24 protein-coding genes are annotated in these 22,632 nt (G+C 42.2%); all 24 read left to right on the top strand.

Features of this window, described 5'->3' with window-relative positions; translation table 11 throughout:
- Window positions 1-3 precede the first annotated feature (3 nt).
- A complete protein-coding gene (locus tag MMB75_RS12370; protein WP_013373401.1) occupies window positions 4-726 on the top strand; it encodes a response regulator in 723 nt (240 codons plus the stop codon).
- Window positions 727-893: 167 nt separating this feature from the next.
- The gene (locus MMB75_RS12365) at window positions 894-1,334 is read left to right on the top strand and encodes a hypothetical protein (RefSeq protein WP_017427118.1); all 441 of its coding nucleotides are present in this window, start codon (window positions 894-896) and stop codon (window positions 1,332-1,334) included.
- 201 nt (window positions 1,335-1,535) lie between these two features.
- On the top strand, window positions 1,536-3,656 hold the full coding sequence (locus tag MMB75_RS12360; RefSeq protein WP_045244646.1) for an ATP-dependent helicase ComFA: 2,121 nt from the start codon (window positions 1,536-1,538) through the stop codon (window positions 3,654-3,656).
- Window positions 3,657-4,003: 347 nt separating this feature from the next.
- Window positions 4,004-4,573, top strand: coding sequence for a ComF family protein (locus MMB75_RS12355; protein ID WP_019688800.1), 570 nt, complete (start codon window positions 4,004-4,006; stop codon window positions 4,571-4,573).
- 383 nt (window positions 4,574-4,956) lie between these two features.
- Window positions 4,957-5,427 (top strand): LysM peptidoglycan-binding domain-containing protein, encoded by a 471-nt coding sequence (locus MMB75_RS12350; protein WP_045244645.1) that lies wholly within the window; start codon window positions 4,957-4,959, stop codon window positions 5,425-5,427.
- 738 nt (window positions 5,428-6,165) lie between these two features.
- Window positions 6,166-6,576, top strand: coding sequence for a TIGR03826 family flagellar region protein (locus tag MMB75_RS12345; RefSeq protein WP_045244644.1), 411 nt, complete (start codon window positions 6,166-6,168; stop codon window positions 6,574-6,576).
- A gap of 195 nt (window positions 6,577-6,771) precedes the next feature.
- Window positions 6,772-7,047, top strand: coding sequence for a flagellar biosynthesis anti-sigma factor FlgM (flgM, locus tag MMB75_RS12340; RefSeq protein WP_016822917.1), 276 nt, complete (start codon window positions 6,772-6,774; stop codon window positions 7,045-7,047).
- Window positions 7,048-7,057: 10 nt separating this feature from the next.
- Window positions 7,058-7,558, top strand: a complete 501-nt coding sequence (locus MMB75_RS12335) for a flagellar protein FlgN (protein WP_045244643.1) — start codon at window positions 7,058-7,060, stop codon at window positions 7,556-7,558.
- Window positions 7,559-7,573: 15 nt separating this feature from the next.
- Window positions 7,574-9,154 carry a flagellar hook-associated protein FlgK gene (flgK, locus tag MMB75_RS12330; protein WP_045244642.1) on the top strand — a complete coding sequence of 527 codons (1,581 nt, stop codon included), beginning with the start codon at window positions 7,574-7,576 and terminating at the stop codon, window positions 9,152-9,154.
- A gap of 45 nt (window positions 9,155-9,199) precedes the next feature.
- Window positions 9,200-10,108, top strand: a complete 909-nt coding sequence (gene flgL / locus MMB75_RS12325) for a flagellar hook-associated protein FlgL (protein WP_045244641.1) — start codon at window positions 9,200-9,202, stop codon at window positions 10,106-10,108.
- Between the two features lie 152 nt (window positions 10,109-10,260).
- Window positions 10,261-10,710 (top strand): flagellar assembly protein FliW, encoded by a 450-nt coding sequence (locus MMB75_RS12320; RefSeq protein ID WP_045244640.1) that lies wholly within the window; start codon window positions 10,261-10,263, stop codon window positions 10,708-10,710.
- Window positions 10,710-10,940, top strand: a complete 231-nt coding sequence (gene csrA, locus MMB75_RS12315) for a carbon storage regulator CsrA (protein ID WP_045244639.1) — start codon at window positions 10,710-10,712, stop codon at window positions 10,938-10,940. Before MMB75_RS12320 ends, csrA begins: the two co-directional genes overlap by 1 nt.
- A gap of 263 nt (window positions 10,941-11,203) precedes the next feature.
- A complete protein-coding gene (locus MMB75_RS12310) occupies window positions 11,204-11,971 on the top strand; it encodes a flagellin N-terminal helical domain-containing protein (RefSeq protein ID WP_045244638.1) in 768 nt (255 codons plus the stop codon).
- A 167-nt stretch (window positions 11,972-12,138) separates the two neighbouring features.
- Entirely contained in the window at window positions 12,139-12,513 is a 375-nt protein-coding gene (locus MMB75_RS12305) for a flagellar protein FlaG (RefSeq protein WP_080942687.1), read from the top strand.
- Window positions 12,514-12,531: 18 nt separating this feature from the next.
- Window positions 12,532-14,070 (top strand): flagellar filament capping protein FliD, encoded by a 1,539-nt coding sequence (gene fliD / locus MMB75_RS12300; RefSeq protein WP_045244637.1) that lies wholly within the window; start codon window positions 12,532-12,534, stop codon window positions 14,068-14,070.
- Window positions 14,071-14,089: 19 nt separating this feature from the next.
- Complete coding sequence (fliS, locus tag MMB75_RS12295) at window positions 14,090-14,473, top strand: flagellar export chaperone FliS (RefSeq protein ID WP_045244636.1); 384 nt, start codon at window positions 14,090-14,092, stop codon at window positions 14,471-14,473.
- Window positions 14,470-14,817, top strand: a complete 348-nt coding sequence (locus MMB75_RS12290; protein ID WP_045244635.1) for a hypothetical protein — start codon at window positions 14,470-14,472, stop codon at window positions 14,815-14,817. The genes fliS and MMB75_RS12290 overlap by 4 nt, the downstream gene beginning before the upstream one ends.
- A 112-nt stretch (window positions 14,818-14,929) precedes the next feature.
- On the top strand, window positions 14,930-16,720 hold the full coding sequence (locus MMB75_RS12285; RefSeq protein ID WP_045244634.1) for a motility associated factor glycosyltransferase family protein: 1,791 nt from the start codon (window positions 14,930-14,932) through the stop codon (window positions 16,718-16,720).
- Window positions 16,721-16,740: 20 nt separating this feature from the next.
- Window positions 16,741-17,760 (top strand): UDP-N-acetylglucosamine 4,6-dehydratase family protein, encoded by a 1,020-nt coding sequence (locus MMB75_RS12280; RefSeq protein ID WP_277507895.1) that lies wholly within the window; start codon window positions 16,741-16,743, stop codon window positions 17,758-17,760.
- On the top strand, window positions 17,760-18,464 hold the full coding sequence (locus tag MMB75_RS12275; protein WP_045244632.1) for an acylneuraminate cytidylyltransferase family protein: 705 nt from the start codon (window positions 17,760-17,762) through the stop codon (window positions 18,462-18,464). The genes MMB75_RS12280 and MMB75_RS12275 overlap by 1 nt, the downstream gene beginning before the upstream one ends.
- 28 nt (window positions 18,465-18,492) lie before the next feature.
- Window positions 18,493-19,521, top strand: a complete 1,029-nt coding sequence (gene neuB / locus MMB75_RS12270) for an N-acetylneuraminate synthase (RefSeq protein WP_045244631.1) — start codon at window positions 18,493-18,495, stop codon at window positions 19,519-19,521.
- On the top strand, window positions 19,518-20,657 hold the full coding sequence (gene neuC, locus MMB75_RS12265; protein ID WP_045244630.1) for a UDP-N-acetylglucosamine 2-epimerase: 1,140 nt from the start codon (window positions 19,518-19,520) through the stop codon (window positions 20,655-20,657). Before neuB ends, neuC begins: the two co-directional genes overlap by 4 nt.
- Window positions 20,658-20,670: 13 nt before the next feature.
- Complete coding sequence (locus MMB75_RS12260; RefSeq protein ID WP_045244629.1) at window positions 20,671-21,309, top strand: acetyltransferase; 639 nt, start codon at window positions 20,671-20,673, stop codon at window positions 21,307-21,309.
- Window positions 21,310-21,315: 6 nt separating this feature from the next.
- Complete coding sequence (locus MMB75_RS12255) at window positions 21,316-22,464, top strand: DegT/DnrJ/EryC1/StrS family aminotransferase (RefSeq protein WP_045244628.1); 1,149 nt, start codon at window positions 21,316-21,318, stop codon at window positions 22,462-22,464.
- Window positions 22,465-22,632: the final 168 nt, after the last annotated feature.

Genomic DNA, 22,632 nt, shown 5'->3' with positions numbered 1-22,632 from the left:
AACATGGAAAATCAGGAAATGAGTAATGCACCCATTAAAGTTCTCTTAGCGGACGACCATCAGTTGTTTCGTGAAGGACTTAAACGTATTTTGAATATGGAGGACGACATTGAGGTCATCGGAGAATGTGGCGATGGCATTCAAGTGCTGGAATTCTGCAACGTAGAGAAACCGGATATTGTTCTGATGGACATTAATATGCCAATTGAAAATGGTGTAGAAGCAACTGAAAAACTACGGGAGATGTTCCCGGATGTCAAAGTGATCATTTTATCCATTCATGATGATGAAAGCTATGTATTCGAGACGTTGCGCAAGGGAGCCAATGGCTATCTGTTAAAAGATATGGAAGCCGAGTCCCTCATTAATGCTATTCGTTCAGTACATGAAGGATATGCATTTATTCATCCGAAGGTAACGGGCAAGCTTATTCAGCAGCTTCGTCGGATGACTTACCTGAATGAAACAGGGGCTATGGCGGAAGGTCATACTAAGGAAGCAGGCGTGAAGTTTGTTGCAGGTGAAAATAATCCGCTGACTCGTCGTGAAGCAGAAGTGTTACGTCTGATGGCCGAAGGCAAGAGCAATAAGATGATTGGTGAATATTTATTCATTAGCGAGAAAACGGTCAAAAACCATGTCAGCAGTATTCTGCAAAAAATGGAAGTGGATGACCGTACACAAGCAGTTATTAACTCCATCAAATATGGATGGGTTACGCTGTAAAGTGTAGTCTTTTCATGTATTAGACGATGCAGCTGCCTAGATATGAATGCTGTACCGCCTCTCTTTTAGAGCGAGATATCCGCTCGTATGGAAGTCCAGTACATAACCGTGACACCTCTTCCTGTTATACGGCATATATTGTCGCTATAGGAGGAGGTGGAACCCTCGTGACGGCTCACTTGGTTTGGATATTGCTTATATACGGTGTGGGAGCTGCAGTCGTGCATCTCATGTATATACGACAGGCGGTTCAGGCTTATCACAATGGCGAAGATGCACACACGACATCGCTGAATCGTCGTGCGACTCGCTACATTGTGATTACATCCAATGATGGAGATCGTGTGGAATGGGTGATGCGTTCATTGAGTATCCTTGCCTGGCTACACCGGAGGCCGCTACATGTAACGGTACTGGATGATGAATCTATAGACGATACGCTACCGATTCTGACCCGGCTGGTGCGCTATAGTCATATGGATGTTTCAGTCATCTCATGTCGTTTTTCACCGGGGAACCCGGTTTTGCCGAAGTCAGGCGGTGAAAAACAGGTTGTTATTGATCTTAGAACAGCAAACCCGTTGGCGGGCGTCCCACTTGTTCCTTAGTGACAGGGATCTGTGGACATCGTGGTTAAAATCAGATATAAATATTTATAGACAGTTGCATATGCAAGACAATAGGGATTTCGTTGAAATCTGTTTGATGTGAAGCACACTTCAGGCTAATAGCCATGGAAGTGTGCTTTTTTGCTGTTCTCTAGGGTGATAAGAACTAGGAACAATGATGAATGAGAGGAGAGAACAAAGATGAAAATTGCAGTATATGCAGTCAGATATAAAGGGAATTGGAATCTTCGATTATCTGTGGATATTCGAGTAGATATGACATGGTGGTGGTGTCAAGATAAGCACCAGGAGAATGCTGTCGAAAGGTGGGTGTTATTAGGAGACGAGCTTCCCTTGTCTTGGGGAGTAAGCCTGTGTGGAGGATTTAGGGAGTTAGCAGAGATGGAGCGGTGGGGGGATCGACAATGGTGGGCCTATACTCTTGCACAGCTAAAGAATGAGTTGGTTCTTGAATCTTCTAATGGAGAACGGATCTTATCTGGAGGAGTAGACAATATATACATTTGGGACCGGCACCAAGGATGGGTTTCACGCACTCAACATGGGAATGAGGGACAAGAAACAATAGGAACTGTACGTTCTATTCAAAACCGGAAGCTCGCCACGGGAGTAAATGGATTGGATATGGAATGTTTAACACGACAAGCGAACGAGCTGACTCATTTGTTGGCAGGACGCCAGTTGCTTGTTCCTGAAGCTGAAGCATTGCTAGCAGAGGCAGCCCCGGATTTGGAGCATACTTGGCGTTCAGCTGCGCAACTTGCATATCTGCAAGGCCGACTCAGCTTTGCTGCTGGTCTGGCTCCAGCACCACGTGCGCGCTGGTCTGCCGCGCGTAGACAGGAACTCCGCTGCAACCGTTGTGGCAGCGGAAAAGTGCACCGCACAAGCTGCGCATCGTGCGGTCGTAAGGCGTGCGCCTACTGCGAGACATGTCTGACGCTTGGACGCAGTCGTGAGTGCTCGTTGCTGCTGCGCGGTACAGCGAAACTTGCCATGCCGCGCACGGCAGAGGCAACCCCGGCGACGAATCTCGACCGCTGGGGGCTGAGCCCTGCGCAACGTGCCGCCGCCGAAGCAGCGCTGTGCTTTTTGGCCGCACCACCCGGAGGGGTGCGAAAATGCTCTCGCCCGGTAGGCCAATGGCAACGAGCGCGCGAATTATTCCGGCGCAGCATGCGTGCGCGCCAGGAATTAGGTGCTGTCGCTGCGCATGGCAGCACTCTTGCCCTCAACGAGCAGTCATCGCCCAAATCTGGCGAGCGTGCTTGGGAGATTGCTGGCCGGCAAGTACCCGATTCTGCGGCCGAACGATTTCTGCTCTGGGCCGTGACTGGCGCGGGCAAGACGGAAATGATGTTTCCGCTTTTACAGCATGTGTTGGAGCGCGGAGGGACAGCGCTCGTAGCAACACCGCGCCGTGATGTGGTATTGGAATTGGCACCTCGCTTGGCAGTTGCGTTTCCCCAGGTTAGCATGGTGACGCTTTATGGAGGGAGTGCAGAACGGTGGCAAAGGGGACAACTGACACTGGCAACAACACATCAGCTGTTGCGTTATCGCCACTCTTTTGATTTGGTTGTAATTGACGAGATTGATGCATTTCCTTATCACAATGATCCAATGCTTGCCTTTGCTGCCCAAGCAGTATGTAAGCGGGAAGGAAAGTTTATTTATTTGTCTGCTACGCCACCGCGCCCCTTGCAGAAAGAGGCTGCACGTGGTCAACTGCCACATGCCAAGGTTCCCGTTCGTTTTCATCGTCATCCCCTACCTGTCCCAATTCGTTTGGGGACTCCTCCAGTGCATCAGTGGCTGCAAAAAGGTCAGCTTCCTGCTTCATTTATTCAGCGCCTAAACGTATCCATTCAACGGGGGGCGCAGGTCTTTCTATTTGTGACACGAATCTCACATATTCAAGGTCTTGTGGAGCTGCTGATTAGACAATTTCCTGATATACCTATCGCCGGCACCTCATCGCAGGATGAAGAACGAACCACTAAGGTGCGTTTATTTCGGGCTATTGAAATACGTGTGCTGGTTACAACCACTATTTTGGAGCGGGGAGTGACTGTTCCGCGGAGTGATGTGTATGTACTAGACGCGGACAGCAGTCTTTTTGATGAAGCATCCCTTGTCCAAATGGCTGGCCGATCTGGAAGATCTAAGGATGACCCATGTGGTAGTGTTATTTTTATATCCCCTCAATGGACTAGCGGTCAAAAGAGAGCGATTAAACAGATTAAACGTATGAATGCACTGGCTCGGAAAAGAGGATATCTGAAATTGGTGAAGCACTAAATGCATTAAATAAAAAAAGTTTTTTTGGAAATGTGAAACCTGAAACAATGTCGGTACGTAAACTACCAAGAAAGGTGCATTTTGGTATGGGGATGATTCCAAGAACCCGTTTGTTTTTGAATTGGTTATTCCATCGTCAGTCGCAAACATGTGTTGCTTGCGGTACTCTCACAGGTCATTTTTCCGAATTTACTGGGCTTTGTACACATTGCTCGACCCAAATTCCTTGGGTTTACAACATTCGTTGTGCACATTGTGGACGTCCGACGTCTTGTCTAGATTGCGTCAGGCCCGACCGATTAGTGCGTTATTATGTATGTAATCGGAGTGCAACCAGTTATACGCCGATGATGAAAGAATGGATAGGACAGTTTAAATACCGCGGCAATGAAAAGTTTGGCCCCCTGCTGGGCGAAATCATGAACCGTGCCTATCAGGCGATGAGACATGAGTTTGCAGGTCATAAATGTAATCGTTTCAAGCAATCTTTGTGGGATGTAGATATAGTGACCTGTGTCCCGGTAAGTGAAAAGAGGCTGACAGAGCGTGGCTTTAATCAGGCTGAAATTTTGGCAGAAGAGATTGCAAAGCGAAATAAGCTCCCCTTTCTACCTTTACTTGTTCGCCCGCAAGATACAGGGAAGCAAAGCTTTAAATCAAAAAATGAACGCATGAATACAATGAATAATGCATTTTCTGTTCACCCCAATATGATGAATTTGATGAAATCCTTTACTTTAAAAGCTGAATCTCGACGTGCTACGGAGGAGTGCACGCACTCCGTTACAATTTTGCTTGTAGATGATATTTATACAACGGGGAGTACATTGCAGGCGTGTGCACGTGTTTTGAGAGAAAAGGCATTAGAACGAGGAGTACATTTGGCTATCTTTTGCCTGACTCTAGCGAGATCATGAGTCTGAATTTCTATTATATTCCATAATTTTATGCTTGAAACTATGAAAAAAAGGTTATAATTCTTTTGAAAGAAGGATTAAATGATAGAGTATAAGCCTTTTAATCCGTACAATCAGCAGAATTTGACAACAAGCTAGAGAGAGGTATATAATAAAAATATAGAGACGAACAAAAAGTTAGGAAGTGAGGGATGAAATCAGAATATTTCAATTTAGAGGTTGATTTTTTTGGAAAAGAGGAGTACAATTTCTATCTGTTGATAGCTAACATGATTGGTAATAAGTGATCAGCTAACGACAAAAGAGCGGACATTGGGAGTGTCTCGCTCAGTAGTAAAGCAGTTAATTAAAATTTAAAGCTAAAAAGAGGAGAGAACAAAATCATGAAAAATGTAATGAAAAAAGTAGCAGTTTCTAGCATGTTGGCAGTTAGCTTAGGTGCAGTATCTTTGTTGAGTCCACTTGCTACAGGTCAAGTATTGGCAAAATCCAACTCAGACCAAAATAAAGACCGTTTTGAGGAACAACTGACTATTCAACAACAAGAAGCAGCACAAAAAGCATTCGAAGCAAAAGTTTACGGAACTGAAACTACTGAAAATGCAGCAACTACAGCACCGACTCAAACAACAAATGAGAACAAGAGCCAAACAACAACTACGACACCTGCACCAACTACAACTGAAACACCAGCAACAACTGTAAAAACAATCACAGTAAATGTTCAAGATGGCGACACACTGGCTTCTATTGCTGAAAAATACGGTGTAACTGTCGAAGAACTGGTTAAAATCAACAACCTGGTTAAAGTTGGCCAAGAGTTGCAAGTGCCACAAACAAACACAAATAAATAATTAACATTATAAACTGTTTTATAAAATGTATTTATTAAACCAAGCGTTTGACTATAGTATACGGGAAGGCCTCTATTAAAACAATGCTTTTTTTGAATAATTATTTGTAAAATCGCTTGTTTTTTTGGGCTGCAAATTTCCAATGGTACATCTATCTTAATTTCAGATAGCTTATAAGTTGAAATGATGTTAGGTGTATGAGATTTATGAATACCCACACTCCATGTGCGGAGCATTCGTATGGACGCCGATCCCCCGGATTTATAGCATTTTCTTGATTGTGTTCGGGGCACAGGTGAACATGAATTCTTCTGAGGATTGTTTCGCCCGGTTTTTCCCTCATTTTATTTCTACATTTTAACCATATTCATATATAGCTGTTTAATGATAATGAAGCGCTATTCCCGAGAATAACTGGAATGGCGCTTATTTTATTTTTTCCTCTAAAGTAAGGAGTAATGTTTGACGATAAATACTCACATGTAATAGGCTGGATTATGAGGACTTATTTGCCTCTGCATTTTATGTTGTTGCATATTAATGTACATATAATGGGAGAATTTTTGTCCGTTGAATCTTCCCCTCTTATACTTTTACTATGATAACGAACAAAATGTGGAATTGTGTTAAAACTAAAAAAGAGTTTTGAAATATTTGCTAGACGAGGCTCTTCACTATAAGTTAATGTAAGGATAATAGTAATTAAAGACCGGAACTTGGAAAGGGGCGCTACAGAGGATGAATTTAGATAACTGTCCTCGCTGTGGAAAGTTGTTTGTTAAGAATGTCAGAGGAATCTGCCAGAACTGTATTAAAGAAATTGAGGTTGAATACGAGCACTGTGTCAAACATATACGTGAAAATAAAGGTATTCATATGCATGAGCTTTCGGAAGCTACAGGTGTCTCCGTTAAACAAATCACGACATTTATACGTGAGGGACGTATTTCCATTGCTAATGCGCCTAATATGACGTATCCTTGCGAGGTATGCGGGATACCAATTCGTGAAGGGCATATGTGCGATTCTTGTCGAACGCGTCTGACTAAAGACCTGAATCAGGCCATACGCGAAAGTAGTAATCAGGATCAAAATAATAATATGGGCTCAGGTACCTACAGCGCGATTGATAAACTTCGTGGAAACTAGTACAGGGGAATTAAATACGCATTCAGCTATTCAAAAAGTTTCAAATACCGCCGATAATCTTTATAGAGCTTATCGGTTTTTTTATTTTAGCAACCATGCACGAAATAAAGAAGTAAGGCATAATACGAACCATGTTCGACGCTATGTCGTCTGATACATTCTGACCATATCAAATAACTAAGGAAGGTGGAAGTTATGAAAATTAACGAGACCAACCGCATTGGAGCTATTAATCCATATCAGCGAAATATTGAAACAGGACGCCAGGAGGAGCTTAAGAAGTCCCGCCGTAAGGACGAGGTTTCCATTTCTCCAGAAGCAATGGAAATGCTGAACCGTAGCAGTGATGCAGACCGCGTTAAGAAAATTCAGGAGCTTAAGCAGCAAGTAGCTTCTGGAACCTATCGTGTGGATGCCGATAAAATTGCAGAGAAGCTGTTACCTTTCTTTAAGCAGTCTTCCGAAAGCTAGGTGAAGGAATATGCCTTTAGAGCGTTTGATTGACGTGCTGGAACAGCTTAGAGAGGCGCACGAGCAGTTAATTGCATTAGGAACTCAGAAAAAAGAAGCACTGATATCAAATAAGGTTGAGCAGCTCATACAAGTCATGAATCAGGAATCGAAGATGTCCAGACACATTGAACAGCTGGATGATCAACGCCAGCAGGCAGCGTATGAATTTTTGCAGGAACGTGGTATTAAATCCAAGTTGAATCTTAATATTACAGAGTTGTCTCGTCTTGTGTTCGATGTAGAAGATAAGCAGCGCCTCCTTCAAATTCAAAAAAATCTAGCGGATACGCTTGCAAAATTAAAAAGATTAAATGAGTTGAATCAGCAACTCATAAAACAGGCGCTTTCCTATATTGATTTTTCTATTGAGAGTATGTCATATTATGCGGAATCTGAAGCAGTTTATCAGCGTCCAGCTGACAAAAGTACATCATCAGTACGAGCGGGGCTATTTGATACACGTGCCTAATTGAAGGAGGAAAATATGGTCTCAACATTCCATGGTATAGAAACAGCAAAAAGAAGTTTAAACACACAAACAGCAGCATTAAATACAACCGGACACAATATCTCAAATGCCAATACAGCGGGTTACTCCAGACAAGTGGTTAGTATGAAGGCCTCGGAATCAATGGAAGCCTATGGTTTGAACCGTTCTGTTGTACGAGGTCAAATGGGCACAGGGGTGGAATTTACTGCTATTGAGCGTGTCCGTCAGACGTTTTTGGACGATCAGTATCGTAATGAAAATACTTCATATGGTGGATGGAATGTTCGCTATGACACTCTTAACAAACTACAGACCATTATGAATGAGCCTTCAGATACAGGTATCCGAAAAGTCATGGATAATTTCTGGGATGCGTGGTCTGACTTTAGTCAGGATCCACAGGATATCACCAACCGTAAAATTGTAAAAGAAACGACGCTTGCTTTGACAGATGCATTGAACCAGACCAGCAAGCAGCTGGATGCCCTTAGCTCGGACTTGACCAATAACATTACTCTAAAAACAACGGAAATGAATTCGTTGTTACAATCCATTGCTGATCTGAACGGAAATATTGCCAAGCTAGAAAGCTTGGGCGACAATCCGAATGACTTGAAAGACCAGCGTGACTATGCTGTTGATCAGTTATCCAAGCTTGCTAATGTACAGGTTACCCAACTGGATAATGGTTACCAAGTGACTGTTGCTGGGCAAGTGGCTGTCGCAGGGACTGAGGTAACTGCCGTGACAGGAGAAGGATTGGTAGCTGCCTTCCAAGGCGGAACGCTAACTGGTGGGGAAGTATATGGCATGGTCATGTCCCGTGATCGTTATGTAGCTGACTACAAGAGCCAACTAGACCAGCTTGCCAATACACTGGCTAATGGTAATATCTCTGTTAAACTGCCAGCAGGTACAGTATTGCCTGAAGGTACGGTGTTAAATACTGGAGTAAATGGTGCGGCGGTTACTTATTCCAATGCAAATAACAATCGTACATTGACCTCTGACCTGACTGTAACAGTGAAAGGTATTAACGGTCTGCACCAGTTGGGATATACAATGAGCGGAACTACAGCGCAGACGGGCGGAGCGTTCTTCACTTCGACAGATGGCGCAGTCATTACAGCCGGAAATATTACACTTAATCCTGATATTCAAAATGATCCGGAGAAAATTGCTTCTTCCCTGCGGGTTAATGGGGCAGGAACGACCAATGAACAGGTTACTGTCGGTAACAATGGACTGGCATTATTGATGAGTGGATTAAAAGCAAATAAGTTTGAATTCAGCGGAGCAACGGCAAAGAATACGACAGTGGATGATTTCTTTAGCTCCATAGTAGGGCAATTGGGGGTGCAAACGCAGGAGGCGGAACGCCAATCAGAAAATGCCCAATTACTTACGGAACAGGTAGATCTAAACCGTCAATCAGTGAGTGGGGTATCTCTTGATGAGGAGATGTCCAATATGATTAAATTTCAGCACGCTTATAGCGCATCTTCGCGCTTTATGACGACCTTTGATCAACTACTCGATAAGCTCATAAACAGTACAGGACGTGTAGGTCTCTAACATATTCAAAGGGATAGTTTTTGTATATTTTGAAGGAGGTAAAGCATGCCTATTCGAGTGACCTCAGGGATGACGTCGATGCAGACACTCAGCAACCTAAACCGCAATTATAGTAATATGGATAAGATGGAAAACCAGATATCGACTGGACGCAAGCTTAATAAGCCTTCTGATGATCCTGTAGGTGTGACCTATGCCCTGCGTTACCGTGCAGAATTGGCTTCCAATGAACAATTTCAAACCAATGCCGATGCTGCTGTAAGTTGGTTAGATTTTACTGATTCCACTATGCAGCAGGCCCAGGAAGTAATGAAGCGGCTTAAAGAGCTAACCGTGCAGGCCTCGAGTGGTACTGTGGATGAGGCTGGACTCAATTCGATTAAGCTGGAAGTCGACCAATTGAAGGGACAAATGACTAATATCGGAAACAGTCAAGTTCGGGGCAAATATATTTTCAATGGGCAGAATTACGATAAGCAGCCATATGTACTGTCCGGCACAGTGACTGATTATTCCCAGATCGATCCTGATACTGATGCTATCCAGTACTCCATTGGGGATCAAGACCCGTTTCAAGTGAATACGTCTGGTAGTGAATTTTTTGGTGCTTCAACAGATTCAGATAATGTGTTTAAAGTGATGGATAATCTGACTGCCGCACTTACTAGTGGTGATCATAACGCTGTTTCGGCGCAACTAACGAGTATTGAATCGCGTACGAACAAGATGCAAGCCAGTCTTTCTGAAGTTGGTGCACGTACCAATCGGGTTGAACTGGTTCAAGCGCGCTTGACGGATCGAAATTTAAATTTAACTACATTGCAGTCCAAAACAGAAGATGCGGATATTGCTAGTCTAATGATTAAGGCTACCTCGGCTCAGACGATTTATCAGGCAGCATTGAAGTCCTCTGCTTCCATTATGCAGCCATCGTTAGTGGATTTTATGCGCTAGAAGTGTATTTGGATTTTTTGGTTCACTTCTAATAGAGAGTGCATCCGTGAGATTCAATATAAGTTATCAACTTGCTTATTTGACAGATTGATTCTAAGCTATGGACAGAAAGTCCGTAGCTTTTTTGTTAGCATTGAAGGAGGATTAAAAAGATGGCCCCAAAACAAAATCAAGATAATCTCGTACAAGAAGCGTCAATAGAGTATTTTACATTCGCAAAGGGAATCCCCGGATTTGAGGATTTTCATAAATTTTCCCTGCAGGAACATAATAAGTATTTCAGCCTGCTGACAGCTGTAGATGAGCCGTCTATTGCATTTGTAACGGTCAATCCGTTTGACTTTAACCAAGATTATGAGTTTGAGTTAACGGATAGTGTATTGGAGGAAATTGGTGTTACGAGTCATGAGCAGGTTTCCGTCCGGTGTATTGTAACTTGGCATAGTGACCGGACAAAAATTACTGTGAACTTATTGGCACCTATTATTTTAAATACAGACAAATGCACAGGAAAACAGGTTGTTTTGCAAAATACGGAGTATACAACGAGACATACATTATGGAATGAGGGGCAAGTTACAGGTAAGGATGGTGAATCCTGATGTTGGTGCTTTCACGCAAAAAAGGCGAGTCAATTGTGATCGATAATAATATTGTCATTACAGTATTGTCGGTGGAAGGGGATAATGTTAGATTGGGGATCTCTGCTCCTAAGGATATTGATATTTACCGGAAAGAAATCTTTGATGCTATTCAGCAAAATAATCAAAAAGCGGTTCTGGATATGGAATCTTTTCAGAAGATTGTACTTGATTTAGATCATCACAAATAAAAATACGTATAAAAGCTGGCGAATTATAATCGCCAGCTTTTATGTTTCTATATCGTACTTCTCTTAAAGATTATATTCTTTTAAAAAAATATAACTACATCTTGAACGAATTTTTTTATAGAAAATAAAAAACAGCTATAAACTATTTGCAAAGTAGAGTCGATATATATACAAGAGCGGTAATTCTTCAGGGCGGCCGACCTGTGAAGACGCTTATACCACAAGGATGTGGGCATTAAACCATTTCAGGGAGGAAATTTACAATGATTATCAATCACAATATCGCTGCAATGAATACACACCGCAACATGACTTTGAACAACACTGCTGCAAGCAAAAACATGGAAAAATTGTCTTCTGGTCTGCGCATCAACCGTGCTGCTGACGACGCTGCTGGTTTGTCCATCTCCGAAAAAATGCGCGGTCAAATCCGTGGTTTGGAACAAGCACAACGTAACGTTCAAGACGGTATCTCTTTCGCTCAAACAGCTGAAGGTGCTATGAACGAAGTATCCTCCATGCTGACTCGTATGAAAGAACTGCTGGTTCAACAAGAGAACGGAACTTACCAAACTAGCGATAAATCCAATATCAAAATGGAATTGGGACAATTGGGTGCTCAAATCGACGCAATCGTATCCAATACTAAATTCAATGGTATTAAGATTACTTCCAATGTTAAGATTCAAGCTGATGATGACAAATTCCAAATCACTATCTCCGGTATTAGTACAGCCGGATTTAAAGGGATGACTTCAGGTGCTACCCTTGCAAGTGCAACTACTGCAATTGAAAAAGTAGCTACACAACGTGCGAAATTGGGTGCTGTTCAAAACCGTCTGGAATACACTTCCAACAACTTGGGAACAACTGTTGAAAACCTGACTGCTTCCGAATCCCGTATTCGTGATACAGACATGGCTAAAGAAATGGTTGCTCTGTCCAAAAACAACATCTTGCTGCAAGCTTCCCAATCTATGCTGTCGCAAGCAAACTCCGCACCACAAGGTGTTCTTTCCTTGCTTCGTTAATTTTTATACTTGTATTTTGCAAGGTCTTGTCTTCATGGCAAGACCTTTTTTCTTTTATTTGTCCAAGCCATAAAAGATCGTACGCTAAACGCCGATATAGATTACATACCAGTTTACTAGAGGTTGGGAAGATAGTTAACATACTCTAATGTGTAACGGAGGACTCCATGGATCCAATTAAATCTTCAGCACCAGCAGTGAAGGGTTTAATACCATCAACTTCTGCTATCTCGAGATCTGAGGTAAGTGGTGGAACTGAGAGTATTGCAGCAATAGCTCATTCATCTGAACAACAAGTTGGTCGTCCGGTCAGAGAAGATAAAGATAAGATATTTGAAGAGCTGAAAAAAGCAATTGATGCAATTCAGGGTCCGCAGAAGGCTCTTGAATTCTCTGTCCACAAGGAAACTCACGCAGTTATGATTAAGGTTATGAATAAGGAGACTGGGGAGCTGATTCGCGAAGTTCCACCGGAGAAAATGCTTGACGTAGCCGCAAAAATGATGGAATTGGCAGGTTTAATTGTAGATAAAAAGATATAAGTAGAGGAGGATGCTATAATGGCAGTTACAAGGATAACAGGTATGGCATCAGGGATGGATATTGATTCCCTGGTAAAGAAAATGATTCAGGCTGATAGCCAGCCTTTGAATAAAATGAATCAAAACAAGCAATTGATGGAGTGGAAACGTGAGGGTTACCGTGAGACAAGCGTTAAGTTAGTTACGTTTGCCCAGACTAAAATCAATGACACCTTTAGTAAGTTGGATGCATTGAATGCACAAAAAGCTACTGTAAGCGGCAATACAACAGCAGTCTCTGCCAAAGCAGGGAGCTCGGCTGGCGGTATTATGGATATTACGGTAAATAAACTGGCGACAGCCGCTACTACTAAGTCATCTGCAGTTCCGACTCAAACAGGTACAGAAACCGATTGGAGTAAGGTTCTTTTGTCCGATATTGACGGTTCTGGAGTTTCTGGTACGGGAACTGTAGCAGTAAAGGTTAATGGGGTCTCCATTTCAATTGATGCAGCTACGGAAACAGTTGAATCCTTTGTAAATAAAATTAACTCTACTTCCCAGGCGGGTGTAACAGCTGTATTTGATTCAGCCACAGGTAAAATGTCCATTACAAGCAAGGCTACGGGAACGAATGGAAACAATATTGCATTGGAAGGAGATGTATTCACAACAGGCTTTAAACTGGCCTCTCAGCTTTCAGGAGGTTCGGATGCCAGTGTAAATATTAATGGTCTTGATGTGACGAAGTCTTCCAATAATTTTTTGATGAATGGTGTAGAAATTACGCTGAACAGTACTAGCAAAGGCGAATCCACCCACATTGAAGTAAGCAAAGACGTGGATAAAATCGTTGACACCGTACAGAGCTTTGTTGATTCATACAACGAGCTTCTCTCTTTTATGAATGGCAAGGTTAACGAAGAAAAGTATTCCAAGTACGCACCGTTAACTAGTGATCAGAAGAAAGATATGAGTGACGATGAAGTTAAACTTTGGGAAACGAAAGCTAAAAGTGGTATGCTGAAGCGTGATAGTATGCTGACATCCGCAATTAGTGATATGCGCACAGCAATGATTCAGACTGTCCATTTGGATAGCCCAATTACACTGCCGAACGGTACACAAACAAGTGAATTAAGCATGGCAAATCTAGGGATCACAACAGGAACCTATGAGACTCGGGGGAAGCTGATCCTAGACAAGGACAAGCTGAAAGCGGCCATTGAAGATAATCCGGATATCGTAAATAACTTTTTGGGCAAAAACTATTCCTCCTCTTATTTAAATAATGAAGTGACTGCATCCGATGGTATTTTTTCGCGTTTGCGTAAGATTTCCAATAAGACTTTGGACAGCCTGGCAAAAACGGCTGGTACTTCTAAGGTAAGCACGGATTTAACAGCGGCTTTTAATAAAGATAGTATTATGGGCGAAACTTTAAGGTTATTGGATATTAAAATTGATGACTTCCAAGATCGTTTGGACCAGAAAGAAACGAATTATTACAAGAAGTTTTCAGCAATGGAAACTGCTATAAGCAAGTATAATACTACTTCTAACAGTTTATTCAGCTAAAAGTGAGGAGGATGGCAATTTGATTAACTCTCCGTATCAGAAATATCAGCAGACCCAGGCGCAAACAGCGTCCAAACCCAAGCTGTTGATTATGCTGTATGATGGAGCCATCCGTTTTGTACAGGCAGGAATTGAGGGTATTGAACAGAGAGACTATGAGAAAACGAATGTAAACTTGTGCAAGGCCCAAGCGATTGTGCATGAGCTTATCTCAGCCTTAAACTTCGATTACCCCCTGGCAAACGATTTGGTAAAAATCTACGAATATATGCTGCATTGTCTGATTCAGGCCAACATTCATAAAGAAGCTGCGTCTGCAGAAGAAGTAATGCTTCATCTAAAGGAACTAAGGGAAGCCTGGGTGGAAGCAAGTAAATCTGTAGGAGCAGGTTTTGGCGTATGAATGAGATAGAACATTTACAATCCTTTGTTGATGAACTAAAGCTTCTCTGCAGGCGAACGTTAGAGGATCTCTCTACCTTGGATGAAGATGGTTTGTTGGCCTTTTCAACTAAAAGAGAAGAGCTTGTACAAGCGATGAAGCCTTATGGGGCTGCAGCCACGAACGAGATTAAAGAACAGATCAGGGGGATTCTGCAGGAAGAACAGGCAATTCTGGCTAGAATGATGGAGATCAAGCAAGAGGCGGCAGAATGGCTGCAAAAACGCGGCATGATTCGGGCTCAGCAACATGCTTATCAACAGTCCTATGCTGCAAATAGTCTCTTTTTTGACAATCGTAAATAGAAAGATTATGAAGGTGCCGAACGTATATCGGTACCTTTTTTATTTTACCTTTATTATTGATAAAGAAAGGCCGATAATAATAGATATAAAGTTTTCGGATTGGTGGTTATATATGAAACATGCTAACTTGGAAGTTATACAACAGCGTTTCCCTCATGTATTAGAGATGCTGGGTAGTGTTACGCATATCGCAGAGCAAAAGGAAGAAGCACCAGTTTATGAGCAATTGGAGAGGGATGAAATTTGGCTTCAGGCTGTTGCTGAATTGATGGAAGATTCCAAAATCCTGTTTGTATACGGTTTTGGTCAAGGGTTAAGTATCGCGGATCTGCTGGAACGCTTCCCGGATCGGTGGTTGTTTATATATGAACCGGATGAAGAAGCCTTTAAACAGGTAATGAGTGCTTATGATATTAGTTTTTTGCTTAACCATCCCAACTTATATTGGATTTCAGTAGGTGAAAGCCAATTGAAGCTGCTTTTTTATCTGCTGTGCAGTTATATGCAGGAGAAGCTGGCCTTTGTTGCGCTTCGCAGGTATTTGGAAAAAGATATTGATATTTTGCGGGATGTTAGAGAAGAGTTTATAGAGTATAAATCAGACTTTAATACGAATAAATATACAGAGAATCGATTTAGAAAAGAATGGACTCGAAATTATTTGTATCATCTATCTGAAACGTTCAGTACTCCATCTATTGAGCGGATGTTTCAATCCTTTAAGGGTTCGTCGGCTGTGGTCGTATCGTCAGGTCCCTCGCTTACAGAAGACATCGAATGGATTAAAAAGCTGTCTCGGCATAGTCTGATCATTGCGGCGGGTTCCAGTGTGCAAGCGTTAATCAGGCATGGGATTAATCCTCATTTATCCGTTATCATGGACGGTCATGAGGTAAATGATAGAATTTTTTCTAATCCGGATACTTTGAAATCAACGCTCTTTTTTACATCTTCCTCTTATTATGGAATTTCGGAGCGCAAAGAGAATAATAAAATCCATGCAGTTCTTAAGAATGATGAAATATCACAATATTTTTTACAGAAACATAAGAATCAATTATTGATGGTACCTACGCCTTCGGTAGCAGGTACAGCGTTACAGGTAGCCATCCATCTGGGAGCAGAAAAAATTATTTTTGCTGGTCAGGACTTATCTTATCCGAATCAAAAAGTGTACAGCGACGGAGTTGAACACTTTTCAGCAGATATAACCAAAACTATGCTGGATAAGGCAACACAAACTGTGGAAAATGTACAGGGCGGGTATAATGCAACGGACTCCAGCTTTATGTTCATGAAGGAGACTATAGAAGGTCTTATTCAGAATTTTGAGCAGATTACTTTCATTAATTCCACTCGCCATGGAGCCGTGATTGAAGGAGCGCCATTCCAGCCGATGGAGGAAATATATGAAGAAGTTTGTCATGCGAAGTTGGAACCAAACGCAATAAAACAATGGATGGTGGATCATCCTACTACTTTAAATCCTGAAGAAATTAATCCTGTGCAGGACAGACTTAGCTTTGTGCAGGAAGACTTGTTAAAGGTACAAACAGAAATTAGGGTACTGCGCAAGTTAATGAGTAATATCCAGCAACTTAGCAGAACAAAACCTCTTAAATGCCAAAACATGATGGTCGAGATCGAAGAGCGTTGGGGAGAGATTGCTAACAGGGAATGGTTCGCCCCATTGTATGAATCCTTGATTCCATTGGAACTGGCACGTTTTGACCGGATGCTGCCCACCATTGTAACAGAAGAGCAATTGCCGCGTAAGGCAGGATATATTTATGAGTATCTTGGTACACTCCTTGTAGATTTGGAGCAAAATACACCTGATCTGCTGGAGATGGTAGCTGAAGCGAGCAAACGAGTAGATGGCCTGCTTGTAAAACAAGCATAGATGACAAATCGGAGGTTAATATGTTTACCAACAAGATTGTACTGGTTACGGGCGGCACAGGCTCAATTGGCAGTGAAATTGTACGCAATATTTTATCGTATAACCCTAAAGCCTTACGGATTTTTAGCAGGGATGAGAGCAAGCAGTTTGATCTGCAACAAGAATTAAAAGAATTCACAAATGTCCGCTTTCTGATCGGTGATATCAGGGACAAGCAAAGACTGAGTTATGCTATGGAGGATGTGGATTATATTTTTCATGCTGCTGCTCTCAAACATGTGCCTGCATGCGAGTATAACCCTATGGAAGCAGTAAAAACGAATGTTATTGGTGTACAGAATTTAATTGAGACGGCTATTGAGCATAATGTAGAAAAAGTAGTAGCCATCAGCACAGATAAAGTGGTGAATCCAACGAATACCATGGGTGCTACGAAGCTGCTATCGGAACGTTTGATTTCAGCAGCCAATTTGTACAAAGGGAGCAAACGCACCATTTTTTCTTGTGTCCGCTTTGGAAATGTTATGGGATCTAGAGGCTCTGTTATACCATTATTTCGTGATCAGATTGCCAAAGGGATGTCCGTGACGGTTACACATGCAGAGATGACTCGTTTTATGATGTCTATTCCTCAAGCCGCTCAATTGGTCATAGATGCGGCGCATTATTCACAAGGCGGAGAAGTTTTTGTGCTGAAAATGCCGATTCTCAAAATTACGGATTTAGCCCAATGCTTGGTTGATTCATATGAAGAGGCGGTTGGTCAACCCTATCGTGGAGAAATTATTGAGACTGGAATCAGACCGGGTGAGAAGCTGTATGAGGAACTCATGACGCTTGAGGAATCTGAAAGAGCGCTGGAGAATGGACAAATGTATATCATTCCTTCGTTGTTTCACACAGCGGAACAGGAATACGCTGGTTTTCAAAAGGCGACTCGTCAAGAATATTCTTCGATGACTGCACCGCAGATTTTTCCGAAAGCTATTCGGGAGCTGATTGAACAGAATGGTTTGGGCTTTACCATGGGTGCTGTGTGATGGGCAATCCCAATTGTTTGGCGGTTATTCCTGCGCGCAGTGGCTCAAAAGGTTTACCTGGTAAAAACATTAGATTATTACATGAAAAGCCGCTTATTCAATATAGTATTGAGGCTGCGTTGAACAGTGGTTGCGTAGATGAAGTTGTTGTCACAACGGATAGTGAGGATATTGCTCGTGTATCAAGTCAAGCTGGGGCCGCTGTTCCATTTATAAGGCCTGCGGAGCTTGCTACCGATGTGGCCAAAAGCATTGATGTATTGAAGCATGCTGTTGAATTTTATGAACAGACCAAAAATCAATATTTTGATGTTATTATGCTGCTTCAACCTACATCTCCATTACGAAATGCCCTGGATATTAAAGAGGCGTATACTCTTTTTTTAAATAATCAGGCGGATTCATTACAAAGTGTCAATTTGTCAGGAGAGCAGCCCTATTTACTTCGGGAAATGGATAACGGTAAGCTCACAGCCTACCTGAAAGATGAAAGGGAGCACTTGAGAAGGCAAGATTTGAAAGAACTGTATGCTCTAAATGGAGCCATCTATATTGTGAAAAGAGATTTGTTGATGAACAGTGACACTCTGGTTGGACCGCATAATTGTGGATATATTATGCCTAGAGAGCGATCTGTTGATATAGATGACGAGTTTGATTTGAAAATGGCGGAGTTTTTTTGGAGAGAATCCAATAACAAGTAAGCCTCGCAGTAAGGAGGAAGTAAATAACATGCAGAATTTCTTACCCAATAAGGGGAGCCACTCCATTTATATTATTGCAGAGGTAGGAGTCAATCATAACGGTTCATTGGAGCTTGCATTTGAATGTATCGATCAAGCGATTTTATGTGGTGCCGATGCGGTGAAATTTCAGACTTTTAAAAGTGAAAAGCTGGTAACCAAGTACGCTCAGAAGGCTGAATATCAGACAGAAAATACCAATTCTACTGAGAGCCAACTGGACATGTTAAAACAGCTTGAATTGAGCTTTGATGATTTTGTGCTATTGAAAAAGTACTGTGAGGATAAAGGGATCGATTTCCTGTCCACACCCTTTGATGAAGAAAGCGCAGAGTTTCTCGATTCAATTCAAATTGATGCATTCAAGGTTGGATCAGGGGATATGAACAACATTCCCTTCCTTCAGAAGCTCGATAGCTATGGCCGTCCGATTATTCTTTCCACTGGGATGTCCAATCTGGACGAAATTGGAGAGTCCCTACAAGTATTCCAAAAAAGCGAGGTGCTATTGCTGCATTGTACTTCCGATTATCCGGCCCCTTTGGAGGATGTAAACTTGCTGGCTATGAAGACAATATCCACAGCATTTGATAAAGTCACAGGATATTCGGATCATACGGCGGGGATTGAGATCGCTATAGCGGCTTCAGCGTTAGGAGCCAGGATTATTGAAAAGCATTTTACGCTGGATCGAACCCTTCCCGGTCCTGACCATAAGGCTTCATTAGAACCTGCTGACTTTTCAAAGATGGTGGATGCGATTCGGAATGTGGGGCAAGCTCTAGGGGATGGTGTTAAAAGGTGTATGCCCTCTGAGGAAAGCACTAGAGCCGTTGCAAGAAAAAGTGTTGTAATGGCAACATCGAAAAAAGCAGGCCAGTTGATAACTCAGGAGGATCTAGTCATCAAGCGCCCAGGCACGGGAATAGAGCCGAAATATTATGCTAATTTGGTTGGCAAGCAGCTTCTGAAAGACGTACATGTAGATTATTTGTTGTCATGGGATGACGTACAATGAAAAAAGTATTAGTGATTACCGGAACGCGAGCAGATTATGGGATATATTATCCGATTTTACGGGCTATTGAGGAAGAGCATACACTGGAGCTCCACCTGTTGGCCACAGGAATGCATTTATCTCCCCAGCATGGTTATACATTAGACGCTATCCAAAAGGACGGGTTTCGTGTTTCTGCTAAGGTAGATTGCCTGCTACAAGGATCTACTCACGCTAATATGTCTCGTTCTATTGGAATAGCAATTATGGGCATGACGCAAGCCATAGAAGCTTTGGAGCCAGATTTCGTCGTTGTACTAGGAGATCGGGGAGAAATGCTTGCTGCTGCGATTGTATCCTCTCATATGAACATTCCGCTTGTTCATTTGCATGGTGGTGAAGTATCCGGCACGATAGATGAGTCTGTTCGGCATGCAGTCAGTAAGCTTGCTCATATTCACTTTGTGGCTACAAACGGAAGCAGAGAGCGCCTAATTAGGCTTGGCGAAGAACCGTGGAGAATTCATGTAGTCGGTGCTCCGAGAATTGAAACGATGATGAATACACCCCTGCCTGAGCTAGAAAGGACGAAACGGAAGTACGATCTGAATATAGATAACGACTTTGTTATGTTTGCCTATCATCCTGTCACCACAGAAGAAGCGGATATGCTCATTCTTGGTAACATGTTAGAAGTTCTTTTGGCTAGTGAGAATGAGGTTATTTGTGTAATGCCCAATTCGGATGCTGGCGCTGATACGATCGTTGGTGTATATCATCGTTTTGCTGCGAGAGAAGGAATGCATTTGGTAACCAGTTTTGAGCAATTAGATTATCTAACAATGTTAAAAAATGCAAAAATGTTAATTGGGAATTCTTCCTCAGGGATCATTGAGGCTGCTTCTTTTCATGTCCCAGTCATAAATATTGGAACTCGTCAGACAGGTAGAGAGCGTTCTGAGAATACCATAGACATCGCGGCCGACGAGGCTGAACTGATATCTGCCTTGGAATATGTAAAGTCTGAACCTTTCCAACAAATTGTTAAAGCAGCTGACAATATTTATGGTAGAGATAACACAAGCTCTCGCATCGTGGATATATTGAAACGAACCTCCAAGTCAGAGCGGCTTATCCAAAAGACTATTACCTATTAAGGGGGGAGCGACCTTGAGCTATATTGTTTTTGGAGCAGGAGGACATGCCAAGGTCATCGTGGATATTTTACGGTCTAATGGTGAAGAAATCATTGGAGTTCTAGACGATCATTGCAAAGAAGAAACGTGGAACGGATTTCCAGTCTTGGGGGGCCGTAATCAAATTGATCAACTAGTATCTCTGTATCCCGAGGCGCTGCTTATTGTGGCAATCGGAGATAATACAACCAGATTGAAGATGGCAAGCCAATTCAAAGTCGCCGGAGCCAAATTTGGAACTGCTATTCACCCAAGCGCTGTAGTCTCACCTAGCTCATTTATTGGCGAAGGTTCGGTAATCATGCCAAATTCAGTGATTAACGCTGACGCATATGTCGGCGAGCATGTCATTGTTAATACGGCGGCTACTGTAGATCACGATTGTAGAATAGAAGACTTCGCACATATTTCCCCAGGTGTACATATGGCAGGTGGAGTTCAAATCGGGTGCTGTGCTCATATCGGAATAGGTGCAAGTCTTATACCTGGTGTTCGTGTAGGGTGTAATACCATCGTTGGTGCTGCTTCTTGTGTCATCCGCGATTTGCCAGAAAAAGTTACAGCTGTGGGTTGTCCGGCCAAAGTAATCAAAACTGATAACGATAAGGGATGAAACGAAATGTCCAACAGAGACAGAATTTATTTATCTTCCCCGCACATGGGCGGATTAGAACAACAATATATCGCAGAGGCTTTTGAAACCAACTGGATTGCTCCACTGGGTAAAAATGTAGACGCATTTGAAACGGAGATGGCAAGTTACTTGGGATGTGGAGGTGCAGTTGCCCTAAGTTCTGGGACAGCAGCAATTCACTTATCTTTGATATTGCTTGGTGTGGAGAGGGATGATATTGTTTTTTGTTCTTCACTTACCTTTGTTGCCAGCGCCAATCCAATCTTATATCAAGGTGCAGTTCCTGTCTTTATTGATTCGGAACCAGACAGCTGGAACATGTCCCCTGAGGCGCTTGAAAGAGCATTCAAGACATATGCAGATAAGGGAAAGAAGCCTAAAGCTGTAGTTATAGTAAATTTGTACGGACAGAGTGCAGATTACGATCGGTTGAGAGAGATATGTGATAATTACGAAGTGCCAATTGTAGAAGATGCTGCAGAGTCGCTGGGAGCTACTTACGGTAAGCAAATGAGTGGAACACTTGGTAAATTGGGCATTCTTTCATTTAATGGAAATAAAATCATTACTACTTCAGGCGGGGGCATGCTGGTTTCAGATGATTTAGAGGCTTTAAACAGAGCGAGACATTATGCAACTCAAGCAAGAGACAAGGCGATTTACTATCAACATAGCGCAATAGGATTTAATTACCGTTTAAGCAATATACTTGCAGGAATCGGAAGAGGGCAATTAAAAGTTCTAGAAGATAGAATTTCACAAAAAAGAAATATTTTTGGATTCTATCATAAAATGCTATCAGAATTAGATGGCGTAACCTTTATGCCTGAAAAGGATTTTGGTAAATCCACACGATGGTTAACTGCTATGTTGATTGATTCCATGAAAGTAGGATTGGAGGCTCAGGAACTAGTTCGTTATTTAGAAAAATTTAATGTTGAGTCTCGCCCGGTATGGAAACCATTGCACCTACAGCCATTGTTCAAAGAAGCAGACTATTTTACACATGAAGTGGGAAGGGATATCAGCCAAAAGTTGTTTTTAAACGGAATTTGTCTCCCGTCTGATACAAATATGACTCAGCAAAATCATGAGTTTGTTGTTGAATTAATAAAAAAATCTTTCAATCAATAATCTAGATAGCGTGTAAACATAATAGACCACTATAATTAATAAGAATAAAGAACGTCAAAAACTATAAATTTATAATGAGTGGACTTCGAATATATACTAATTTGCTTTTAGAGACGTGATTTCTATGAATAACAACAGAATAAAACTAATAATTGTAGTTGCAAATTT

The organism is Paenibacillus sp. P2(2022) (genome assembly GCF_029522175.1).
In the GTDB taxonomy this organism is placed as follows: Bacteria; Bacillota; Bacilli; order Paenibacillales; family Paenibacillaceae; genus Paenibacillus; species Paenibacillus polymyxa.
Note: the sequence above shows the minus strand (reverse complement) of the source record. Positions and strands in the feature narration are given on the sequence as shown.

Excerpts from the sequence above, each read along its gene's own strand:
- MMB75_RS12275 (WP_045244632.1), top strand. The coding sequence starts at position 17,760 with ATGGGCAATCCCAATTGTTTGGCGGTTATTCCTGCGCGCAGTGGCTCA.
- MMB75_RS12320 (WP_045244640.1), top strand. The coding sequence starts at position 10,261 with ATGGCCCCAAAACAAAATCAAGATAATCTCGTACAAGAAGCGTCAATA.
- neuB (WP_045244631.1), top strand. The coding sequence starts at position 18,493 with ATGCAGAATTTCTTACCCAATAAGGGGAGCCACTCCATTTATATTATT.
- MMB75_RS12370 (WP_013373401.1), top strand. The coding sequence starts at position 4 with ATGGAAAATCAGGAAATGAGTAATGCACCCATTAAAGTTCTCTTAGCG.
- MMB75_RS12345 (WP_045244644.1), top strand. The coding sequence starts at position 6,166 with ATGAATTTAGATAACTGTCCTCGCTGTGGAAAGTTGTTTGTTAAGAAT.
- MMB75_RS12290 (WP_045244635.1), top strand. The coding sequence starts at position 14,470 with ATGAATGAGATAGAACATTTACAATCCTTTGTTGATGAACTAAAGCTT.
- flgK (WP_045244642.1), top strand. The coding sequence starts at position 7,574 with ATGGTCTCAACATTCCATGGTATAGAAACAGCAAAAAGAAGTTTAAAC.
- MMB75_RS12360 (WP_045244646.1), top strand. The coding sequence starts at position 1,536 with ATGAAAATTGCAGTATATGCAGTCAGATATAAAGGGAATTGGAATCTT.
- MMB75_RS12255 (WP_045244628.1), top strand. The coding sequence starts at position 21,316 with ATGTCCAACAGAGACAGAATTTATTTATCTTCCCCGCACATGGGCGGA.
- fliD (WP_045244637.1), top strand. The coding sequence starts at position 12,532 with ATGGCAGTTACAAGGATAACAGGTATGGCATCAGGGATGGATATTGAT.
- neuC (WP_045244630.1), top strand. The coding sequence starts at position 19,518 with ATGAAAAAAGTATTAGTGATTACCGGAACGCGAGCAGATTATGGGATA.
- MMB75_RS12355 (WP_019688800.1), top strand. The coding sequence starts at position 4,004 with ATGATGAAAGAATGGATAGGACAGTTTAAATACCGCGGCAATGAAAAG.
- flgM (WP_016822917.1), top strand. The coding sequence starts at position 6,772 with ATGAAAATTAACGAGACCAACCGCATTGGAGCTATTAATCCATATCAG.
- flgL (WP_045244641.1), top strand. The coding sequence starts at position 9,200 with ATGCCTATTCGAGTGACCTCAGGGATGACGTCGATGCAGACACTCAGC.
- MMB75_RS12285 (WP_045244634.1), top strand. The coding sequence starts at position 14,930 with ATGAAACATGCTAACTTGGAAGTTATACAACAGCGTTTCCCTCATGTA.
- MMB75_RS12310 (WP_045244638.1), top strand. The coding sequence starts at position 11,204 with ATGATTATCAATCACAATATCGCTGCAATGAATACACACCGCAACATG.
- MMB75_RS12335 (WP_045244643.1), top strand. The coding sequence starts at position 7,058 with ATGCCTTTAGAGCGTTTGATTGACGTGCTGGAACAGCTTAGAGAGGCG.
- csrA (WP_045244639.1), top strand. The coding sequence starts at position 10,710 with ATGTTGGTGCTTTCACGCAAAAAAGGCGAGTCAATTGTGATCGATAAT.
- MMB75_RS12350 (WP_045244645.1), top strand. The coding sequence starts at position 4,957 with ATGAAAAATGTAATGAAAAAAGTAGCAGTTTCTAGCATGTTGGCAGTT.
- MMB75_RS12305 (WP_080942687.1), top strand. The coding sequence starts at position 12,139 with ATGGATCCAATTAAATCTTCAGCACCAGCAGTGAAGGGTTTAATACCA.
- MMB75_RS12280 (WP_277507895.1), top strand. The coding sequence starts at position 16,741 with ATGTTTACCAACAAGATTGTACTGGTTACGGGCGGCACAGGCTCAATT.